Here is a 20,434-nt window from a genome sequence, read left to right as displayed (position 1 = left end):
GCCGGGCACCGCGCGCATCACCGGCCGCCGTCCGCCGGCGCGCCGGAGAGGGTCACCTCGACGGTCTTGGCATTGTTGCCTTGATCATCGGTGTAGGTGACTTTCACCTTGTCTCCCGGTTGATGTGAGCGCACCGCGGCGACGAGCGCGTTCCCGGAATCGATCGGGCGGTCGTCGACCTTCGTCACGACCGCCCCCGGCGGGATGCTCGCGCGCGCGGCGGGGCCGTCCGCCGTGACGTCGCGAACCTTCGCGCCGGAAACCTGCTGTGCCGGGTCCTGCTGCCGCGACACCGTGATCCCGATCTGCGCGTAGGTGGCCTTGCCGGTCTTGATCAGTTCGTCGGCCACCCGGCGCGCCTGATCGACGGGGATCGCGAACCCGAGTCCGATCGATCCGGTCTGGCCGCCCGCTGTCTCGGCGGGCCCGAGCGTCGCGATGGCGGTGTTGATGCCGATCAGCTTGCCGCTGCCGTCCACCAGCGCGCCACCCGAGTTGCCCGGGTTGATCGCGGCATCGGTCTGGATGGCGTCGATCACCGGGCTGACCGCGGCGCCCGCCTCGCTTCCGTCGCCGGTGGTCACGACGGGCCGGTTCAGCGCCGACACGATGCCCGTGGTGACCGTGCCCGCAAGGCCGAGCGGCGACCCGATCGCGACGACCGGCTGGCCGACTTGCAGATTCGCCGAGCCACCCAGCTCGATGGGAGTGAGGCCGGTCTTCCCGGATACCTTGATGACGGCCAGGTCGGAAACCGGATCGGCGCCGACCAGCGTGGCGGGCGCGCTGCTGCCGTCGGAGAACACGACCTCCATCTTGGCGCTGGGCCCGCCGCCCGCGGCGACGTGGTTGTTGGTCAGGATCAGGCCGTCGGAGGACAGGATCACCCCGGAACCCTCCCCCTCGGCCTTACTGCTGGCCACCTTGATCATCACGACGCTGGGCAGCACCTTCTGCGCGACCGCCTGGGTGGAACCGGCCGGAGCGTTCACGGCGTTGCTCACGTTCGGCTTCGGAGCGTCCAGCGCGTTGGTCACCGGTGCCCGACCGTCGTCGCCGTGCGTGACCAGCGCACCGACCGCACCGCCGATACCGCCGCTGACCAGCGCGAGCGCGACCGCGCCCGCGGCGAGGCCCGCGCGGAACGGACGCCGGGCCGGTGCGGGCGGCGCGCCGTAGGGGCCGTGCGGTTGCGTGGCGTCGGCCGGTGGACCGAAGGCCGCCGGATACCCGGGGAACGGCGCGGCCGGATGCTGCGGAGGGAACTGCGCGGTGGGATGCTGCGCTGTCTGCGGGCCGTAACCGGGGGCGTGCGCCTCCCCCGGCCCGAACGCGCTCGCGTCCGGCGCTCCCGGCTCCCGGCGATCCTTCGAATCCTCGGTCATGGACTCCTCGTTTCTGCTCACGTCTCGTCCAGGTTGGCCGCGGGGACTGAGAGCGGACTGAGACCGCGCTTTCAGTTTTCCGAGAGCTGCCAAGGAGCCGGTGCTAAATAGAATCACCAGCAACTTGATGTCTCAAATCCTGCCGCAAACCAATCGGAGCATTGTCCGAAATACCTCACCGACGACGAATATTCCGCACAGAACTCGAGATTGTGTCGGAAATGGAGTTCCGCCGCTCGCTATTGCGTCAATCGGATACCGGCGCGCCCGGCTCGCCGGGCAACACGATGCGAACGACGGCGCCGCCGCGTTGCGAGGTATCAATGGCGATCGTACCGCCGTGTTTCGTCACCACCTGTTTGACGATCGCCAGGCCGAGGCCCGAGCCCGGCATCGATCGCGACGACATGACCCGATAGAAACGCTCGAACACCAGCTCGCGTTCCCCCGCCGGAATACCGGGACCGGCGTCGTCGATGGACAGCTCCAGCAACCCCGGGCCGCTCTCCCGCATCAGAATGCGCACCTGCGCGCCCGCCGGGCTCCACTTGGCCGCGTTGTCGAGCACGTTCAGCACCGCACGCTCCAAGCCCGCCTCGTGCCCGTAGACGAACCACGGCCGTAGGTCGGCGATGAACTCGATGCCGGTGCGGCGACGGCGGGCGCGCTCGAGCGCGCGTTCCACGACCTCGCCCAGATCCACGCGCTCGTAGACGGTCTCCGGCGCGTCCTCCCGCGCGAGATCGACCAGGTCGCCCACGAGCGTGGACAACTCCTCGATCTGCGCCATCACGTCGGCGCGCAGTCCGGCCATGTCCTCGTCCGGGATGCGCGGAGCGCCGGGACGGCTCGACGCGATGAGCAGTTCCATGTTGGTCCGCAGGGACGTCAGCGGCGTGCGCAGCTCGTGCCCGGCGTCGGCGACGAGCCTGCGCTGCCGGTCGCGCGACTCCGTGAGCGCGCGCAGCATCGTGTTGAAACTCTCTGTGAGCCTTGCCAGTTCGTCGTCACCGGTCACCGGGATCGGGGTCAGGTCGTCGGTCCGGGCGATGCGCTCGGTGGCCGCCGTCAGCCGCGCGATGGGCCGCAGGCCCGTGCGGCCGACCGCCGTGCCCGCCGCGGCGGCCAGTATGACGCCGCAGCCGCCGACCACGAACAACAGCCAGGCGAGCCGGTCGAGCACCTCCCTGGTGCGGTCCAGGCGCTGGGAGATGACCAGCGTCGCACCGGAGTTGGTATAGACGGCGAGCACGCGCTGATCGCCGTCGGTGCGCAGCGACGAACTGCGTTCCCCGCGGGCCACGGCCACCTCCTGCGGCCCCACCGGCGGATCGGTGGACTGCGGCGGCAGCCAGCGCCGCAGATCGGGATAGATCAGCGCGATGCCGGTGTCGTCGTAGAAGGCGGCGGCGACCATCAGATTCAGGTTGTTGAACCCGTACGGGTTGCTGGCGATCACCGCCGTGGACCGGCTGCGCAACTGGGCGTCCACGTCGGCGTACAACGCGCGCGCCACCAGCGCGTACGCCGCGATCGAGGTGACCGCCACCGCGATCGCCACCACGGAGGCGGCCAGCAGCGTCACCCGCCACCGCAGGGAGACCGACCGCGTCAACGGCATGGGCGGCCGCATGTCCACGGACTCGGACGGACGCTGGCCGAGTGCGGCGACGGCGGGACGCTTGGGAGGTGTTCGTGCCATGACCGAGGACCTACGGCGGCGTTTCACGCAGCACATAGCCGACGCCGCGCACCGTGTGGATCAGCCGCGGCTCGCCCTCGGCCTCGGTTTTGCGGCGCAGATAACCGATGTAGACCTCGAGCGCGTTTCCCGAGGTCGGGAAATCGTAGCCCCAGACTTCCTCGAGAATGCGGCTACGGGTGAGGACGCGGCGCGGGTTCGCCATCAGCATTTCCAGCAGTGAGAACTCGGTACGAGTGAGACTGATCTGCCTGGCGCCGCGGGACACCTCGCGGGTCACCGGATCCAGCGACAGGTCGGCGAACTTCATCGCCTCCGACGCGTCCCCCGGGCCCGCGGCCGTGCGCCGCAACAGCGCGCGCAACCTGGCCAGCAGTTCCTCCAGCGCGAACGGCTTCGGCAAATAGTCGTCCGCCCCGGCATCGAGCCCGGCGACCCGCTCCGATACCGAATCCCGCGCGGTGAGAACCAGTATCGGCAAATCATCGCCCGTGCTCCGGAGACGGCGGCAGACCTCGAGCCCGTCCAACCGGGGCATCATCACGTCCAGGACGAGCGCGTCGGGTCGCTGGACAGTTGCCTTCTCCAGCGCGTCCACACCGTCCACCGCGAGATCGACGGAGTAGCCGTTGAAGGTGAGCGACCGGCGCAGCGATTCCCGGACCGCCCGATCGTCATCGACCACCAGAATGCGCATGCCACCAGTTTGACCGCACCGACTGAGAGGTAACTGAGAGGGCGCTCCCGACACGCCGTGGTGAGCAGCCACGACACGCCACGGCGCGTCGCACCCGTCAACCGGGGGTGACCAGGGTCTTCCACGGCCCCGCGGAGAAGTTGACGCGTCCCTTACGCATTCCACCGCGAAACTCGTTCTCTATAGCCATATTCGGTAATTTGCGCGGCGGCTCCCCCGGATTGCCGATGACCACTCTGCACGGTATGTTCCGTGCGGTAAAAAGAAGACCTCTAGTTGGTTCTTTGCGGGTTGAATCAATACCGAACAGCCACGCGCGCCCGAGGTCACTGGTGAAGCGGAGGCGACGGAAGCGGATGGAAGCTGCACCGCGGTCCTGGCAATTCAGCCTGTCGAACTGGTCGGTCACCCGCAAGGTTGGCGTGGTGCTGGTGCTTCCGGTGCTGCTGGCGACGGTCTTCGCCGTGCTCCGAATCAACAACGAACTGCGCACCATGTCGCAGTTGGACGCGGCGACCGAACAAGCCATCATCATCCGGCCGATCGTCAAGTTCGGTTCGGCCACCGAGCAACTCGGCGTCACCGCGACCGCCACCTGGGGCAACGCCGCGGACCCGCAGACCGACGCCGCGCTGACGAAGTTCGACCAGGCACTGGCCGAACTGGAAGCCGCCTTGCAGACCACCAAGGTCAGCGGCCGGGTCACCTCCGAACTCGCCTCGGCCATCGCCACCGGCACCACGATGCGCAACAGCCTGCGCAACGGCTCGCCCGCCATGGTCGGCGAGCAGTCCGACGAGATCATGGTCCGCATCGGCAACGCGCTCGCGCTCTCGCCGTCGGTGGACGACCTGGTCATCCAGCGGTACTTCCTGCAGCTGGCTTCGGTGCAGACCGCGCGGCGCGTGCTCACCCAGCAACGCATGCTGATCGGCTCGCCGGACGCGGGCCGCAACCCGAGCGTGCGGCCCCGCGTGCTGGTCGCCGCGGGCGCCGAGATCACGATGATCTACCAGTACGCGCAGATCCTGCCGGACTACGCGGGCAACATGCGCCCGCTGCTGGACGCGGTGCAGACGCGTCTCGGCACCTTCAGCCAGAACGCCGCCGATCCGGCGACCAATCCCGCCGTCGTCGATTCGCTGCTGATCAGCTCGGACACCTATGAGAAGACCACCGCGCAGCTGATCGACACCATCGACAGCGCCTTGGCCGCGCGCACCACCGAAGCGCAGGCCGGTGCGCTGCGCGAGACGACGATCGTCATCGGCATGCTGCTCGCCGGTCTCGCCCTGGCGCTCTCGGTCGCTCGTACCCTGGTCGTCCCGGTCCGCCGCCTGCGGCGGGACGCGCTCGAGGTCGCGCACATCAAGCTGCCCGACGAACTCGCCGTGGTGCGCGCGGGCGGCACCACGCCCGAGATCACCCCGGTCGCGGTGCACTCCACCGACGAGATCGGCCAGCTGGCCCGCGCCGTGGACGAGATCCACGAGCAGGCGCTCAACCTCGCCGCCGACCAGGCCCGTCTGCGCCTGCAGATCGGGAACATGTTCGAGACCCTCTCGCGCCGCAGCCAATCGCTGGTCGAGCAGCAGCTGGCGCTGATCGAGGATCTCGAGCACGACGAGGACGACACCGACCGGTTGCAGAGCCTGTTCCGCCTCGACCACCTGGCCACCCGCATGCGCCGTAACGGCGACAACCTGCTGGTGCTCGCCGGTACCGCCTTGCGCCGCGGCCAGCTGCACCCGGTGCCGCTGTCGGACATGCTGTGGAGCGCGGTTTCCCAGGTGGAGGACTACCAGCGCGTCGAGATCGGCGCGGTGCCCGACGGCATCGTCGCTGGCGAGCCGGCCGTCGACATCGAGCACCTGCTCGCCGAGTTGATCGACAACGCGCTGCGGTACTCGCCGCCGACCACGCCGGTCACCGTGATGGTTTCGCGCGCGGTGGACGGCGGCTACCTGATCGAGATCACCGACCGCGGCCTCGGCATGTCCCTGGAAGACCTGCAGACGACCAACGACCGGCTCGCCTCCGGTGGTGAGGTCACCGTCGAGACCGCGCGCCGCATGGGCCTGTTCGTCGTGGGCCGCCTGGCCAAGCGGCACACCATCACGGTCAGCCTGCGCCGCACGTCCACGATGGCGCAGCAGCCGGGCATCACCGCAAGCGTGCACCTACCCGGCGCGCTGGTCGCGCCGCCGATGGACGTCACCGATCCGGCGGGCAAGCCGCTCGATATCACCGCCGAGCACCAGCTGCCCTCCCTGGTCACGCCGCCCACCGGCGCGCAGCCGCGCAACCTGGTTCCGGTGCCGAGCCTGCCACAGCGCGACACCGCGCGTTTCGGCGTGACGAGTTCCGGCCTGCCGCAGCGCCGTCCGGCCATCCGCGTCGCCGACACTCCCGACCAGCCCACGGTCTCCACGCCGGTCGGGCGAGCGGTCAACCCGGCGGATCAGCCCGCCACCCAGCCGTGGCCGGTGCTCACGCCGCGCGCGGACGACCGCACACCCACCGGTCCGTTCGCCGCGGTGACGCCCACCGCGGGAGAGCACGCCGTCGAGCAGCAGCCCACCCGCACCGATCTGTGGACCGAGGTCAAGGACGACGAGCCGGCGACCGGTCCCACACCCGCCGTGCCGAGTCAGCCGCCCGCGCCGCAGACCACCGCCCGCTCCGGTCTGCCCATCCGGAAGCCGGCCGCGCCCGTCGAGCCACCGCAGGAGGCGGCGCCGGAACCCGCGACGGTGACTTCCTCCCGGTTGCAGCCGGTCGCAGGCGCCTCCCCGACCCCTATCTATCAACGCATGGTCTCGGAATGGCTGGTCGAGCCCTCGACCTCGCAATCGCCGGAAAGCTCGTGGTCCTCGCCTGGTGACGCGGGCTGGCTGGCCGCCGAGGATGCCAGCCATCCGACCACCACCGCGCGCACTGTCGGCGGGCTGCCGATTCGCAGGCCGGGCGCCCAGTTGGTGCCCGGCGGCCTGGCGCCCGCGGACGACGCGGGCCCGCGCGATCCGGAAGAAATCCGCAACAATTTGACCAGGCATCTCAGTGGGGTCCGCAGCGGGCGGGCCAATGCGCAGTACAACGACGGAGGGCTTGCATGACCAACGCGAAAAACAGCACCACGGACGAGAATCTGAACTGGCTGGTCGCCCGCTTCACCCGCGATGTGCCCGGCGTGTCCCATGCGGTGCTCGTATCGGCGGACGGCTTGTTGCAGGCCACCAGTCCGCACCTGCCCAGCGACCGTGCCGAACAGCTCTCCGCCGTCACCGCCGGACTCGCCAGCCTTTCCATGGGCGCGGCGTCGCTGTTCGACGGCGGCAAGGTGATGCAGTCCATCGTGGAGATGCAGCGCGGCTACCTGCTGGTGATGAGCGTCGGAAACGGCTCGCATCTGGCCGTGCTGGCGAACAAGACGCACGACATCGGCCGGATCGGCTACGAGATGGCACTGCTGGTCGATCGGGTGGGCTCGGTGGTCACCGCCACCGCGCGCACCGCTGTCTGAGCGTGAGATGTCCAACCCATACGGTCCCGGACCACGACCCACCACGCGCGTCCGGCCTTACGCCCTGACCTCGGGGCGCACCGAACCCGCGATCGACCTGCCGTTGGAGGCGGTCATCGAAACCTTGTCGTACACTGCACATCTCGACTGGCCGACCGGCGACATCCGTACCGAGATACTGCGACTCGGCACGCATCGGTTGTCGGTCGCGGAGATCGCGGCACATCTGGACCGGCCGCTCGGCATGGTCCGTGTGGTGATCGGCGACCTGGTCGTCGACGGCACCATGCGCGTGCATTCGACCCTGACCGAAGAGGCGAGCTATGACGAGCGCCGTTCCCTGATGGAAAGGACATTGCGTGGACTCCGCGCCCTATAGGAATCCGGGGCCCAGTGGACACCCCGGGCCAAGTGGAAATCTCGGATCGGGCAACGCCCCCGGCCCGGATGGCTTCGAGAACCGGGTCGCCTCGACGAAGATCGTCGTCGCGGGTGGCTTCGGCGCGGGCAAGACCACGTTCGTCGGCGCGGTCTCGGAAATCGTTCCGCTGCGCACCGAGGCGATGGTGACCCGCTACTCCGACGGCATCGATGATCTCGCCGAGACGCCGGAGAAGGAGACCACCACGGTCGCCATGGACTTCGGCCGGATCATCCTGCCCGGCAACCTGGTGCTCTACCTGTTCGGCACGCCGGGCCAGCGGCGGTTCTGGTTCATGTGGGACGACCTGATCCGCGGCGCGATCGGCGCCGTGGTGCTGATCGACACCAGGCGGCTGGAGGACAGCTTCGCCGCGGTCGACTTCTTCGAGGCGCGCAAGCTGCCGTTCCTGATCGCGGTCAACCGCTTCCCCGACGCACCGCGTTTCCCCATCGCGGAACTGCGCGAGGCGCTCTCGGTGCGCGAGGGCGTCCCGATCGTGGACATCGACGCGCGCAACGCGATCGAGGTGCGCCAGGCGCTCGCCGCGGTCACCGAGTACGCGATCGCCCAGCTGAAGGCCAGCGAACTGGAAGGAACGGCCCGCCATGCGTGAGGTCGCGCTGCTGGCCGCGGGTAGTTCCGCCACCACGTCCGTCGACCAGTTCGCGCTCGGCTATTGGCTGGTCGGGCTGTCGGTGGGCATTTCCGTCCTCGGCGCGGTGGTCGGCCTCGCCTGCATCGTGCACGGCGCGCGCTCGGTCCAGTTCCGGCTGGTGTGGCTGGTTTCGGCGGCGATATCGCTGGGCGGCGTCGGTGCGTGGCTGGCCACCTCGGTGGCCATGCTGGGCCTGAAAGTGCCCGGCAGCGCGATGCGTTACGACCCGGGCAGGCTGGTCGCGGCGCTGGTGGTGTCCATCGTGGCCGTCTTCGCGGCACTGCTGATCATCGGGCGCACGCCCCGGCTCGCGCTGCTGCTGCCCGGCGGCTTGGTACTTGGCCTCGGCATCGGCGTCACGCACTACCTCGGCATCGGCTCACTGGAGATCCAGGGTTCGGTGGGCGTGACGACCTGGCTGGCCGTCGTCTCCGCCGTGATCGGGGTGATCACCGCGACGGCGACGTTGTGGCTGTTCCAGACCTTGCGCTTCCCGATGGCCCGCGCCGCGACGGTGCTGTTGTTCGGCGTCGGCGTGGCCGCCACCTACTACACGGCGGTGGCCGCGTTGCATTTCGACGTCAATCGGTCGGCGAAGGTGCCCGACGGCGTGGAGCTGTTCGACTTCGTGTTCCCGATGTTCGTCATCGGCTTGCTCGCGCTGACCGTGCCGATCTCCGCGGTGCTGATCGCACCGGATCGCCGCGAGTTGGCCGCACCACCGAAGCCGCGCAGGCCGAAGCTGGAGCCAGCCCGCTGATCCGGTTTCGCGGCGCGATTCGGGGCGGATCGACCGTTTTCCGCTGACCGATCCCCGTGGGCGGGCTGGATTCGGCGATGCCACGGATTCACCCGCCCGGCCCACTTACAGTGGAAGCCATGCGTTTCGGTCTCGATTACGCCGCGGGTCGTCCAGGGGGCGCGGCGATTCGGGCGGCAGGGTACGACTTCGTGGTGCGGTATCTGTCCGACGGCGGCCCGAGTCTGCCCGGCAAGCTGCTCACTCCGTCCGAAGCGAACGATCTGCGGGCGCATGGTATCTCGCTCGTCTCGAACTGGGAGACCACGGCCGCGCGGATGCTGGACGGCTACGGCGCTGGCATCGTCGACGCGCGTGCGGCCCTCGCCCAGGTGCTGCGCTGCGGCGGCCGGGTGGACCGGCCGATCTATTTCTCCGCGGATTTCGACGCGACGCAACAGGACCAGTTGCGCGTCAACGCCTATCTGGACGGTGCCGCGACCGTGCTCGGCCGCGCGAACGTCGGTATCTACGGCGGGTATTGGGTGGTCAGCCGCGCACTGGACGCCGGGTACGCGACCTGGGCGTGGCAGACCGACGCCTGGTCCGGCACGAACGTGGAGACCAGGCGTGCCATTCATCAGACGCGCCGCCAGGTGACGGTCGGCGGCGTGCGCTGTGACGTGAACGAGGCCGAGACGATCGATTTCGGCCAGTGGGATTTCGTGGAACAGGAGGAGCCGGACGTGACGCCGGAACAAGAGGCAGTGCTGCGCGACATCCAGATTCAGCTGCGCGGACCCGACTTGTCCGGCTGGCCGCAGCTGGGCGCCGACGCGGACGGCCGGAATCGGACGCTGGTGGACGGACTGGCCGCGGCGCTGACCCGAATAGCCGCGCTGGAGCGCGAATCCGTCGAGTTGCGAACGCAAGTAGGCGAATTGCGCACCGAGATCAGCGAACTGGAGGCGACGACGGCCGAGCTGACCGAGCAGGTGGAGCGCTGGAACGGACGACACTGGCCGTGGCCGCTGTCGCTGATCGAGGGTCCCGCGGCGCTTGTCGGTGAACAGCTGGCCCGCCTCGAGGCTCTGCTGCCGGACTTTCCCGGCCTGCCCGGGCACGACGGCGAGCGGCGCACACCGGGCGGCGACGCCGGGCCTACGGCGTTGACCTCGAAAGACCGAACCCACACCGGCGCGATCGACGAACGCGCGCGGCTCGGTGAGCGGGAGTGACGGGGCGAGCGAAACCGGCTGAACGGCCCCGAAATTGGCGATGAGCGGGTTCTCTCGGAAACCAAGAGAACCCGCCCTCGACGACGAGGGTACCGGTATCGGGCTGCGCGCGCATCATTTTCGGCGAACTTTTCCTCGGCCGAAAACCGACCGATAGTCCGGGATTCCGCGTATGGCTATCCAGCCGCAATCACTTCTGGCGCAATAGTGCGACGTGATGCGGGCCACATTGATAGCTAGAAGATAGCTACGCTGACAATAACCGACCGGAAATTTTTTTCCGAAGGGCACCGACGTGCCCGTTTCCGGACAGTAGACCAGCATCCGGCCCGTTCGAGGCGAAGTCGGCATCGGTCGAGCAATCGGCCGTCGCTCGCGGCCTCGGGCACGGAAGCTCCTACGATCTCCGTGCGGGCCTACCGCTCAGAGTTTCTCGACGTCGATCAAGCCGCGCCGCACGGCCGCGACCAACCTGCGCGGCACCCGACACACGACGCCTCCGACGGTCACCGCCACCAGATCCACCGGTGCGGCCTTCCAGTTCGACCGGCGGCTACGGGTGTTCGACCGCGACATCTTCCGCTTCGGTACCGCCATCTCAGGCCTCCTTCCGCACGCGCTTACCGTATTTGCGTTCGAACTTCTCCACCCGCCCCTGGGCGTCCAGCACGCGGTGCGCACCGGTCCAGAACGGGTGCGAATCGGCGGTGACGTCCACCGTCAGCAACGGATAGGTGTTGCCGTCGGCCCACTCCACGGTGCGCGTACCGGTTGCCGTGGACCGGGTGAGAAACCGCTTGCCGGTGCTCACGTCCTCGAAGACCACCGGGTGGTAGTCCGGATGGATACCCTTCTTCATTTCGCCTCTCCTTTAGGGGTTTTCAGGTCCTGCACGGGCTGCTGCGCCTCCCCGTCACTCGCGCAAGGATCGGCGTGCCACTCGCCGAACGGGTCCTCCCACCGGGCAACCCGCTCCGGCGCGCGCTCGACCAGGCGCAGTTCGTCGTCGTCCACCAGCGCCCAGTGCAGCGCCTCCCGGATCTGTGCCGGATCGGCGTCGTGGACCAGGATCGACAGCGAGACGTCCCGGTCGCCGAATCGCTCGTCCCAGCGCAGGGCGGCCATGGCGAGACGCTCCGGGTCCGCCTCGGCCCGTTCCGCTTCCGGCATCGCGGCCAGCCAGCGCCCCGCACCGCCCACCCGCAGGCCACCGCCGGCGGATTCGAGCCACACCACCTCGTCGGGCTGGGTGGCCAGCCACAGGCGGCCGCGCGCGGTCACGACGCCGTCGAACAATACGTCGAGCGCCTCGTGCAGGCGGGCGGGATGGAACGGCCGCGCCGCGGCGAACTCCACGAGTTCGATGCCGTAGTCACTGGTCAAGGGCGGTCGGCCACGCAGAAGCGGTGCGTGCGCGTCGAAGACCCGCCCACGGCGCGAATCGGCGGGGACGCGCGCGAGCAGCGTTTCGACCAGCGCGGGCGTGACGGAACCCGGCTCGTCCACCCAGGCGATCGGCGCGCCGGGAACCAGCCTGGCCAGGACCGCGGCGAGCTTGCCTCGCTCGACCGCCGCGTCGACGAGCAGCGCTCCGTCCGCGGCGGCGCCGAGGACGAGGACGGCATCGGCGAAATCGACCTGCCCGACCGCGACCTGCGCCACCGTCCGGTCGTCCTCGGCGGCCGCGAGACCGCGTTCGGCGAGCGTCTCGTCGCCGGTCGCGTCGGCGAGCCAGACGCCGGCGTCCAGGCAGGTCAGGACCGCGTCCACCCGGACGTCGCGCCCGGCCGGGCCGTCGATGCGACCGTGCACGCCGGTGACCACTACGTGCTCGATGGCTCGGCACACCGCCTCGGCCTCGAACGCGGGGTCGAGCGCGAGCACGATGCGATTCACCGACTGCCGCTGGGAAAGGGTGCACAGCAGCGGAAGCAGATCCATCCGCAGGGTGCAGGAGACACAGCCGTGCGCGAGCTCGAGCACGGCCGAGGTCTCCTGCGTCGCGGTGCGCACCGTGCGACGCACGACGCCCTCCCGCAGCTGGGTCAGATCGTGGCGGACCACGACGGTGCCCGCGGCCGCACCCAGCACCGCGGCCGCGCGATCCACGCCCGCCGCGGCGAGTCCGGCGAAACCGGCGAGCACCAGCACGGGCGTTCTGCGGTCGGAGCCGGGTGGGACCAGGGTGGAATCCGCAGCCACCGGGAACCCCTTTCAGTAACGATTTTCATTTGCTGTACGGCAACGGTACATTGTCGAGCAGTCGTTGTCGAAAATGATTATCATCTACTGGAGGGAGTCCGGATGTCGGCCCACTGCCAGGTCACCGGGCGCAAGCCCGGATTCGGCAAGTCCGTGTCGCACTCGCACAAGCGGACCGGCCGCCGCTGGAACCCGAACATCCAGCGCAAGACCTACTACCTGCCCAGCGAAGACCGGCGCATCACGCTGACCGTCTCCGCCAAGGGCATCAAGACCATCGATCGGGACGGGATCGAGGCCGTGGTGGCGCGGCTCCGGGCCCGTGGCGACAAGATCTGAGGAGCGACCCATGGCGTCGAAATCGACCGACATCCGCCCGATCGTCAAGCTGAAGTCCACGGCAGGCACCGGGTACACCTACGTGACCCGCAAGAATCGCCGCAACGACCCCGACCGCCTCGTGCTGCGCAAATACGATCCGGTGGTGCGCAGGCACGTCGACTTCCGTGAGGAGCGCTGAGATGGCCAAGAAGTCGAAGATCGCGCGCGATCAGCAGCGCCGGACGATCGTGGCGCGATACGCGGGCCGCCGCGCCGAACTCGAGGAGCTCATCCGGAAGCCGGGTACACCGGAGGCCGAACGCACGGCCGCCCAGGCCGAACTGCGGCGGCAGCCGCGCGACGCCAGTCCGGTACGATTGCGCAATCGGGACGCCGCCGACGGACGACCGCGCGGTCACCTCCGGAAGTTCGGACTCTCCCGTGTGCGTGTGCGCGAGATGGCCCACCGGGGCGAGTTGCCCGGTGTGCACAAATCGAGCTGGTAGACAACCACTGATCTCGTGAGAAGGAACTCGTCATATGGCAGTCAAGCGAGCACCGTCGAAGAAGGTTCGCGCAGAGCAGGCCCGCCGTCCGAAGAAGAACCCGCTCATCGCCGCCGGCATCGAGACGGTCGACTACAAAGACGTGAACCTGCTGCGTACGTTCATCTCCGATCGCGGCAAGATCCGCAGCCGCCGGGTCACCGGGCTCACCCCGCAGCAGCAGCGCCAGGTCGCCGTCGCGGTGAAGAACGCCCGTGAGATGGCGCTGCTGCCGTTCACCAGCCGCTAGGCGCACTCCGCGACACGAGCGAACCGGAAAGACCCCCGATGCGCGAGCACCGGGGGTCTTTGTCGTCGTCGCTACCGAACCGGCCGGGTCACGGGATGGTCAGGACCTGGCCGGGGTTGATCGCGTCCGGGTTCGGGATGCCACTGGCGTCCGCGATCTCCTGGTAGCGGTTGCCGTCGCCGTAGAAACGCTCGGCGATGGCCCACAGGGTGTCGCCCGGCTCGACGGTGTAGGTGCGCGGCTCCGGCGCGGGCGGCGGAGGCGGCACCTCCTCGGCGGCGGGAGTCGCGACCTGCTCTTGCACCGGTTCCGCTTCCGGCTCCGGGGCGGGCAGCGGAGTGTCGGTGTCGGTGCCGGAAGCCCACAGCGCGCTGCCGTCGGTGCCGTACAGCACGACATTGCGATCCGCTTGCACGACCAGCCGATCGGCGGCCTGGTCGTTGGTCTCCGTCGCCCAGACCGCGCCGTCGCTCTTGTAGAGGACGAAGTTGCCGTCGTGCTGCAGCACGGCCCGCTCCACGCCTTGGTCGTGCGTCTGGGTGGCCCACACGACATTCCCGCCCGGCTCGGACAGCACTAGATTGCCGTCGTCCTGGAGGGTGAGGGTGTAAGCCCCGCCCTGGAGGGACTGCCCTCGCCCGAGTTCTTCGCCTACGCGCAGCGTGTCGACCACGATACTTCCTTTCCGGAAAAAGCTGGTAGAGCATCCGACATGATGAGCGCCGCAACGGCTCCGGCGCGCATCCCCGCAGAACTTACTGCCCCCGAACGACTTTGGGAGCTATTACGCGCAGGGTTCGCGGAACGTTCACTGTGGGGTTCGTCCCAGTGCACGACGCACCCGCTGTGCGGTAGGTGAACCGACGCCGGGACTAGGGTGTCGGTATGGATCGGATCCAGGCCGGACGCGCCGCCACAGCTGTCGCCGTAGTGCTCGCCTGTCTTGCCGCCGCGGGCTGCGGCGGCTCGGACGACGAAGGGAAAACGCCGAGCACGAGCGCCTCTTCGAGCGCGGCGGCGCGCACGCCCACCGAGGACCCGCGCGGGAACCAGGGCAACGAATTCACCGCCGACCCGTCCATCGTCGGCGCGCATCCGATCCCATTCCAATCGTGGACACGATTGGGAGACAACAAGATAGCCGTGAACTTCGAAACCGGTTCGCCGGAGTGCTACGGCGTGGACGCCACGGTCACCGAGACCGCGTCGACGGTCACGGTCGAACTGCGCTCCGGCAGCCGCGCCGAGGCGGTGGGCCGGATGTGCGCGATGATCGCGATCTTCGGCACCCTCGAGGTACCGCTGAAAGAGCCACTCGGAAACCGCACGGTGCTCAGCGCGGTCTAGCGCTCGATGCGCACGACAGGCTGGTCCAGCACTGTTCACTCGTAACCGAATAGCTGCCGGCTTGCGACGGGCCGCCTCGCACGACTCCTGATGCGCCCGAGCACAGTTCTCGGAGGGGGCCACCGAAACCCTTGCCCGACCGCGCGATACGGGCGGGAATCGAACGAAGAACGCCGCGCCGGATCCTCGATCCGACGCGGCGTCGCGGAACCATCGAACTCAGTGGGCGAAGTGGCGGGCCCCGGTGAGATAGAGGGTGACGCCCGCCTCGCGGGCGACGTCGATGGTCTCCCGGTCGCGCACCGAACCGCCGGGCTGCACGATGGCGCGGACACCGGCCGCGATCAAGGTCTGCGGACCGTCCGGGAACGGGAAGTAGGCGTCGGAGGCCGCCACCGACCCCTTGGCCCGGTCCCCGGCCCGCTGGACCGCGAGACCCACCGCGTCCACGCGGTTGACCTGGCCCATGCCGACACCGACCGAAGCGCCGTCGTGCGCGAGCAGAATGGCGTTGGACTTCACGGCCCGGCAAGCGCGCCAGGCGAACGCCAGATCGGCGAGCGTTTCCGCGTCGGCGGCCTCGCCAGCGGCCAAGGTCCAATGAGCCGGGTCGTCGCCCGGCGCGTCCAGCACGTCACGCTGTTGCAGCAGGGCGCCGCCGCTGATCGGACGCAGTTCGGCGCCCGCGCGCGTCGGCGGCTCGGCCACGAGGATGCGCACGTTCTTCTTGCGCTGCAACACCTCCACCGCGCCGTCGGCGTAGGACGGCGCGACGATCACCTCGGTGAAGATCTCGGCGACCTGCTCGGCCAGTTCCACGGTGACCTCGCGGTTCGCCGCGATCACCCCGCCGTACGCGCTCACCGGATCGCAGGCGTGCGCCTTGCGGTGCGCCTCCGCGATGTCGGCGCCGAGCGCGATGCCGCACGGGTTGGCGTGCTTGATGATCGCCACGGCCGGAGCCTCGTGGTCGTAGGCGGCGCGCCAGGCCGCGTCGGCGTCGACGTAGTTGTTGTACGACATCTCCTTGCCGTGCAACTGCCGCGCCTGCGCCAGCCCAGGGCTGCCGTCGCCGTTGGTGTACAGGGCCGCGGACTGATGCGGGTTCTCGCCGTAACGCAGCACCGCCGACCGCTCCCAGGTGCCGCCGAGCCACTCGGGGAACCGGACCGCCGTGTCCTCGGCCGCGTCGCCCGCGCTCAGCACGTTGGTCATCCAGCTCGCGACCGCCACGTCATAACTCGCGGTGTGCTGGAAAGCCTTGGCCGCCAGAGCTGTGCGTTCGGCCAAGGTGAAGCCGCCGGACTTCACCGCGGCCAGCACGTCGTCGTAGTCGCCGCTGTCCACGACCACCGCCACCGACGGGTGGTTCTTCGCCGCGGCGCGCACCATGGACGGGCCACCGATATCGATCTGCTCCACGCACTCGTCCGGCGTCGCACCACTGGCCACGGTCTGCGTGAACGGGTAGAGGTTCACCACCACCAGCTGGAACGCCTCGACACCGAGCTCGACCAGCTGATCGACGTGCTCCTGCTTGCGCGAGTCCGCCAGGATGCCCGCGTGCACCCGCGGGTGCAGGGTCTTGACCCGGCCGTCGAGGGTCTCCGGGAACCCGGTCAGGTCCTCGACCTTGGTCACCGGGATGCCCGCGTCCGCGATCCTGCCCGCGGTGGACCCGGTCGAGACCAGCTCGATGCCCGCCGCGTGCAGACCGGTCGCGAGCTCCACGAGACCCGTCTTGTCGTAGACGCTCACCAGCGCCCTGCTGATCGGCTTGCGTTCACTCACCGGAGAACTCGCTCATCTGGGATAACTGCCTTTCGTCCATCGGAGACAATGCCTCGCGTCGCGACGGCGGCGACGACCTCCGCCAGCAACCGTCGCTCGACGATCTTGATGCGCTCGTGCAGGGTGGCCTCGTCGTCACCCGGCAGCACCGGCACCGCCTCCTGCGCGAGGATCGGCCCGGTGTCCACGCCCTCGTCGACCAGGTGCACGGTGCAGCCGGTGACCCGCGCACCGTAGGCGAGCGCGTCCCGCACGCCGTGCGCGCCGGGGAACGCGGGCAGCAGGGCGGGGTGGGTGTTTATGATCCGTCCGCCGAACCGGTCCAGGAAAGTGGGACCGAGCAACTTCATGAAGCCCGCCGACACCACCAGATCCGGCTGGTGCTCGGCGACCGCCTCGGTGAGCTCGGCATCCCACGCGGCGCGGTCCGGAAAGTCCTTCAGCGCCACCCGGAAATGCGGTACGCCCGCGGCGTCCGCATGGGTGGTGGCCGCGCACAGCCGGTCGACGCCGACCGCGACGACCTTCGCCGGATAGCCGGGCGCGGCCGCGGCGTCCAGCAGGGCGTGCAGCAGCGAACCGGTGCCCGACGCCAGGACGACGACGGTGGCCGGCGTCGTCACGGGCTTCCACGAGGCATACGGGGACGTCAGCGCTCTACTCCCTGATCGATCGGATAGCGGACGGATGCGGCACCGCCGGGTTAGAGCCTAACGACCGTCCACCCGGTCACTATCCGGCAGGTCCGCCTCGACCACTTCGGCGTCGACGATGTCGCCCGCGGCGTGGTCGTGAGACCGACCGACGGTCTCGATCGCGGGCGGCTCGTCGACGAGTTCGGCGTCCAGCGGGGCCTCCAGCTCGGGCCGGTCGTAGTCGTCGTAGTAGTCGTCGTCCTCGTAGTAGTCGTCGTCGGTCTCGTAGTAGTCGTCGTAGTCGTCGTCGGGGTAATCGTCGTACGGATCGGTGTAGTCCGCCGGTGGGACGCCGACCGGCACGAGGAACCAGCGGGCGAACACCAGGCCCGCGTAGCCGGGGATCGCCAGCCAGGCGAACGTGACCGAGGCGAAGATCGGCAGGTGCAGGCCGACCCGGCCCACCTCGCCGAGTTCGCCGCCCGCGACCGCGCCCGCCACGGTCAGCGCGAGCGCGGCGAGCGCGGCGGAGACGAGCGTGGCCCACGGCGCGCCGATCCGGTCGGTGGAAGTGCGCGCGATGTCCAGCCCGCCGAGCACGCCGACCGCCGCGGGGATCAGCAGCACCACCGGCCACCAACCCGCCGCCGGACCGGTCGGCACCGCCGCGAGCAACGGAAACGCCGGTATCGGTCCGCCGACGACGGAGAACACCCCGAACGAGGCGACGCCGATCTGCGCGCTGGAACCGACCAGCACACCGACGGTGTGGATCACCAGGTTCGGCAGATACGCCAGCGAGAGCAGCGTCAGGCCGAGGACGCCGCCGACATTGCCCGCCGACTGATACATGTCACCGAACCGCGAAATGTGGGCGAGGAACGAAACCACCACCACAGCGCTCGCGCAACCCAGCAGGCGCAGGACGGACCGGCCCGCGCCGTAGAGGCCGGAGACCGCCCAATCGGGCAGCCGCAGCAGCACGAACAGCTCGCGCCGGAGACGGACGGCGATGCCGATGGCGGCGGCGAACAGATACAACGCGGCGACCCACACGAAGGCGGCGAGGGTGTTCGGCGGTTGCAGCGCGATGACACCGGAAGCGTCTTCGGTGACCGCGAGGCAGACGATGGTGACCAGCAGCGGACCACCCACCGCAGCGCCGACGATCCACCCGAGATCCGCTCGAGTGCATTGCGGCTCCACGGCGCGCGCGCATTCCCGCGCGGCCAGCCAGACCAGCAGGGCGGTGGGCAACAGCGGAAGCAAGCCGAGCGAGGTCTTGCCGATCACCAGCGGAACCTGGTGCACGCCCAACCAGGAGGCGGCGATCGCGCCGGAGGCGCCGTCCAGATCGCTGCCCGCCGCCAGGAGCGTGGCGAGCACGAGGACGACGAGGGTGGTCAGCCCGAAGGCGGACGGGCGGCCCGCTACGGCGATGAGCACCCTGGACCGCTCCGGGGTGAGGGACAGAAACCCGGCTTCGTCCGCGTCGGGGTGCGGCTGCGACGAGCGCGGCCCGCCGATCCGGCGGGCCGAGGAGTTTCTGGAGGAGCTCATGGCATTTCAGCGTGGCATCCTCCCCGGCGCGAACGGGTCAGGCGCGCCGCAGGCACGCGATCGCCGCACCGGGGAGGACGCCGCTGAGTTCTCTACTTGTTCTTGTCGTCCGAAGGACGGAATGCCTGGGTGGCGTCCGAGGATGGGTCGCCGCTCTGCTCGCCGCCGAACGGACCGCTCTGCTGGCTCGGCTGGCTCGGCTGGCTGGTCTGAGCCTGCTGCTGGCCGTAGCTCGGGGAACCGTAGGGCGACTGCTGACCGGACTGCTGCTGGCCGCCGAAGTGCTGAGTCACGCTCTCGTCGGGGCGCGGCTGCGCGCCGTACGGCGAACCCGGCTGCTGGGGCGCGCCGTAGGCCGTGGTCGGCTGGCTCTGCCCGTAAGGCGACTGCGGCTGTCCGTACGCCTGGCCCTGCTGGCTCTGTCCGTAGCTCGGCTGGCTCTGCCCGTAAGGCGACGGCTGCCCCTGCTGGGACGGGAACTGCGGCGGCGCGGACTGCGCGCCGTACCCGGCTTGCCCGTAGGGGCTCGCGCCGTAGCCGGGCTGCTGACCCGGCTGCCCGTAGGACTGCTGACCCGGTCCGTACGACGGCTGCTGGCCGTAGCCGCCCTGACCGAACCCGCTCGGCGCGGCAGCGGGGCGCGGCGCGGGCGCCTTGAGGATGCCCACCTCGAACAGCGTCGCGGCGATCGCCACCGCTGCCTGCACGAAGGACAGCACGAGCAGGACGAACGCACCGACCTTCAGCTCGCTGCCCGAACCGAAGTTGAACGACTGGAACAGCAACGCGACGAAGCCGGCGGTCGAAGCCGCCGCGGCCGCACCGGTCCAGTTCTGCTTGGGCAGCAGCGACAGTCCGGCGAGCAGACCGCCGAGCAGCAGCAGGCCGAGCAGCGGCGAGCCGGACGCGACCTCGAAGAGGTTGGCCGTCTCCGTCGTGCTGACCGTGCGGCCGCCGATATCGATCGGTTTCCTGCCCAGGAACGGCAGGAAGCCGAGCAGGAAGTTGATCACGCCGAGCGCCGCTACGCCGACCACCAGGAAGAACGGCAGACCTTTGGCATCGGAACCGGTAGCGCTCGAACCTGAAGTGGCACCACCCGCGGCCGAACTCTGGCTGGATGGCGCTGAGGGCGAGGGTGTGTTGTACCCAGAGCCCCCGGTCGGGTAGGACATGTCGTCGTCTCCTAAATCGAGTCGTACATGGTCTTCACGGCTGGATTACTTCTGACGCTACTGCACTCCCTCGCCGAGGTCATCCCGCCGCGACGGCCGCGGCGAGCGGATTCGCCCGCATCACGGCAGGTCGCGGCGGTGTCCGGCGCGAAGCTCCTAGCGAGACCACCTACCGCTCCTTGAAACTGTTGCCCGCGATGGCGCTTTTCACACCACACGGATTCTCAATAGCGGGGAATTCCCGG

Annotated in this window: 22 protein-coding genes; 11 read left to right on the top strand and 11 right to left on the bottom strand. The window is 69.4% G+C overall.

From position 1 onward, the window contains the following. Positions 1-17: 17 nt before the first annotated feature. The 3 genes from AB0L97_RS13600 to AB0L97_RS13590 form a co-directional block, all read right to left on the bottom strand. Positions 18-1,385, bottom strand: coding sequence for a trypsin-like peptidase domain-containing protein (locus tag AB0L97_RS13600; protein ID WP_364428812.1), 1,368 nt, complete (start codon positions 1,383-1,385; stop codon positions 18-20). A 247-nt stretch (positions 1,386-1,632) separates the two neighbouring features. Beyond that, the gene (locus tag AB0L97_RS13595) at positions 1,633-3,018 is read right to left on the bottom strand and encodes a HAMP domain-containing sensor histidine kinase (protein WP_355075036.1); all 1,386 of its coding nucleotides are present in this window, start codon (positions 3,016-3,018) and stop codon (positions 1,633-1,635) included. A gap of 79 nt (positions 3,019-3,097) precedes the next feature. Next, the gene (locus AB0L97_RS13590) at positions 3,098-3,784 is read right to left on the bottom strand and encodes a response regulator transcription factor (RefSeq protein WP_355074618.1); all 687 of its coding nucleotides are present in this window, start codon (positions 3,782-3,784) and stop codon (positions 3,098-3,100) included. A gap of 356 nt (positions 3,785-4,140) precedes the next feature. Between AB0L97_RS13590 and AB0L97_RS13585 the strand changes: the two genes are divergently transcribed. From AB0L97_RS13585 to AB0L97_RS13560, 6 genes are all read left to right on the top strand, one after another. Beyond that, positions 4,141-6,900: an ATP-binding protein gene (locus tag AB0L97_RS13585; protein WP_364428809.1), complete on the top strand. Its 2,760-nt coding sequence runs from the start codon at positions 4,141-4,143 to the stop codon at positions 6,898-6,900. Beyond that, complete coding sequence (locus tag AB0L97_RS13580; RefSeq protein ID WP_355074622.1) at positions 6,897-7,307, top strand: roadblock/LC7 domain-containing protein; 411 nt, start codon at positions 6,897-6,899, stop codon at positions 7,305-7,307. Before AB0L97_RS13585 ends, AB0L97_RS13580 begins: the two co-directional genes overlap by 4 nt. A gap of 7 nt (positions 7,308-7,314) precedes the next feature. Further along, positions 7,315-7,686, top strand: coding sequence for a DUF742 domain-containing protein (locus AB0L97_RS13575; protein WP_040782732.1), 372 nt, complete (start codon positions 7,315-7,317; stop codon positions 7,684-7,686). Positions 7,687-7,786: 100 nt separating this feature from the next. Continuing rightward, entirely contained in the window at positions 7,787-8,344 is a 558-nt protein-coding gene (locus tag AB0L97_RS13570; protein ID WP_039801302.1) for an ATP/GTP-binding protein, read from the top strand. Beyond that, positions 8,337-9,146: an MHYT domain-containing protein gene (locus tag AB0L97_RS13565; RefSeq protein ID WP_364428804.1), complete on the top strand. Its 810-nt coding sequence runs from the start codon at positions 8,337-8,339 to the stop codon at positions 9,144-9,146. The genes AB0L97_RS13570 and AB0L97_RS13565 overlap by 8 nt, the downstream gene beginning before the upstream one ends. 119 nt (positions 9,147-9,265) lie before the next feature. Further along, the gene (locus AB0L97_RS13560; RefSeq protein WP_364428801.1) at positions 9,266-10,363 is read left to right on the top strand and encodes a glycoside hydrolase domain-containing protein; all 1,098 of its coding nucleotides are present in this window, start codon (positions 9,266-9,268) and stop codon (positions 10,361-10,363) included. 423 nt (positions 10,364-10,786) lie between these two features. Here AB0L97_RS13560 and rpmF read toward each other — a convergent pair whose 3' ends face one another. The 3 genes from rpmF to AB0L97_RS13545 are packed head-to-tail and all read right to left on the bottom strand — an operon-like array spanning position 10,787 to position 12,565. Beyond that, a complete protein-coding gene (gene rpmF / locus AB0L97_RS13555; RefSeq protein WP_364428798.1) occupies positions 10,787-10,960 on the bottom strand; it encodes a 50S ribosomal protein L32 in 174 nt (57 codons plus the stop codon). A gap of 1 nt (position 10,961) precedes the next feature. After that, on the bottom strand, positions 10,962-11,222 hold the full coding sequence (locus AB0L97_RS13550; RefSeq protein ID WP_356963833.1) for a type B 50S ribosomal protein L31: 261 nt from the start codon (positions 11,220-11,222) through the stop codon (positions 10,962-10,964). Further along, positions 11,219-12,565 (bottom strand): GTP-binding protein, encoded by a 1,347-nt coding sequence (locus AB0L97_RS13545; protein WP_364428793.1) that lies wholly within the window; start codon positions 12,563-12,565, stop codon positions 11,219-11,221. Before AB0L97_RS13545 ends, AB0L97_RS13550 begins: the two co-directional genes overlap by 4 nt. A 102-nt stretch (positions 12,566-12,667) precedes the next feature. Between AB0L97_RS13545 and rpmB the strand changes: the two genes are divergently transcribed. The 4 genes from rpmB to rpsR are packed head-to-tail and all read left to right on the top strand — an operon-like array spanning position 12,668 to position 13,681. Beyond that, positions 12,668-12,904: a 50S ribosomal protein L28 gene (rpmB, locus tag AB0L97_RS13540; RefSeq protein WP_355074634.1), complete on the top strand. Its 237-nt coding sequence runs from the start codon at positions 12,668-12,670 to the stop codon at positions 12,902-12,904. A gap of 10 nt (positions 12,905-12,914) precedes the next feature. Next, positions 12,915-13,085, top strand: a complete 171-nt coding sequence (rpmG, locus tag AB0L97_RS13535; RefSeq protein ID WP_327110225.1) for a 50S ribosomal protein L33 — start codon at positions 12,915-12,917, stop codon at positions 13,083-13,085. Between the two features lies 1 nt (position 13,086). Beyond that, on the top strand, positions 13,087-13,392 hold the full coding sequence (gene rpsN, locus AB0L97_RS13530; RefSeq protein WP_364428788.1) for a 30S ribosomal protein S14: 306 nt from the start codon (positions 13,087-13,089) through the stop codon (positions 13,390-13,392). 34 nt (positions 13,393-13,426) lie between these two features. Next, on the top strand, positions 13,427-13,681 hold the full coding sequence (gene rpsR / locus AB0L97_RS13525; protein WP_011211513.1) for a 30S ribosomal protein S18: 255 nt from the start codon (positions 13,427-13,429) through the stop codon (positions 13,679-13,681). Positions 13,682-13,769: 88 nt separating this feature from the next. On the opposite strand, the gene AB0L97_RS13520 is transcribed toward rpsR, so the two are convergent. Next, positions 13,770-14,354, bottom strand: a complete 585-nt coding sequence (locus tag AB0L97_RS13520; RefSeq protein WP_355074638.1) for a LysM peptidoglycan-binding domain-containing protein — start codon at positions 14,352-14,354, stop codon at positions 13,770-13,772. Between the two features lie 212 nt (positions 14,355-14,566). Here AB0L97_RS13520 and AB0L97_RS13515 point away from each other — a divergent pair, with 212 nt between their 5' ends. Then, positions 14,567-15,028, top strand: a complete 462-nt coding sequence (locus AB0L97_RS13515; RefSeq protein WP_356963830.1) for a hypothetical protein — start codon at positions 14,567-14,569, stop codon at positions 15,026-15,028. Positions 15,029-15,247: 219 nt separating this feature from the next. Here AB0L97_RS13515 and purH read toward each other — a convergent pair whose 3' ends face one another. From purH to AB0L97_RS13495, 4 genes are all read right to left on the bottom strand, one after another. Further along, positions 15,248-16,819 carry a bifunctional phosphoribosylaminoimidazolecarboxamide formyltransferase/IMP cyclohydrolase gene (gene purH / locus AB0L97_RS13510; protein WP_364428783.1) on the bottom strand — a complete coding sequence of 524 codons (1,572 nt, stop codon included), beginning with the start codon at positions 16,817-16,819 and terminating at the stop codon, positions 15,248-15,250. After that, positions 16,816-17,442 (bottom strand): phosphoribosylglycinamide formyltransferase, encoded by a 627-nt coding sequence (gene purN, locus AB0L97_RS13505; RefSeq protein ID WP_355074644.1) that lies wholly within the window; start codon positions 17,440-17,442, stop codon positions 16,816-16,818. The genes purH and purN overlap by 4 nt, the downstream gene beginning before the upstream one ends. 87 nt (positions 17,443-17,529) lie before the next feature. Continuing rightward, on the bottom strand, positions 17,530-19,014 hold the full coding sequence (locus AB0L97_RS13500; protein WP_364428779.1) for a DUF6350 family protein: 1,485 nt from the start codon (positions 19,012-19,014) through the stop codon (positions 17,530-17,532). 92 nt (positions 19,015-19,106) lie between these two features. Next, entirely contained in the window at positions 19,107-20,189 is a 1,083-nt protein-coding gene (locus tag AB0L97_RS13495) for a DUF5336 domain-containing protein (protein WP_355074648.1), read from the bottom strand. Between the last annotated feature and the right edge of the window lie 245 nt (positions 20,190-20,434).

The sequence above is a fragment of the Nocardia sp. NPDC051911 genome, assembly GCF_040681035.1.
In the GTDB taxonomy this organism is placed as follows: Bacteria; Actinomycetota; Actinomycetes; order Mycobacteriales; family Mycobacteriaceae; genus Nocardia; species Nocardia sichangensis.
Note: the sequence above shows the minus strand (reverse complement) of the source record. Positions and strands in the feature narration are given on the sequence as shown.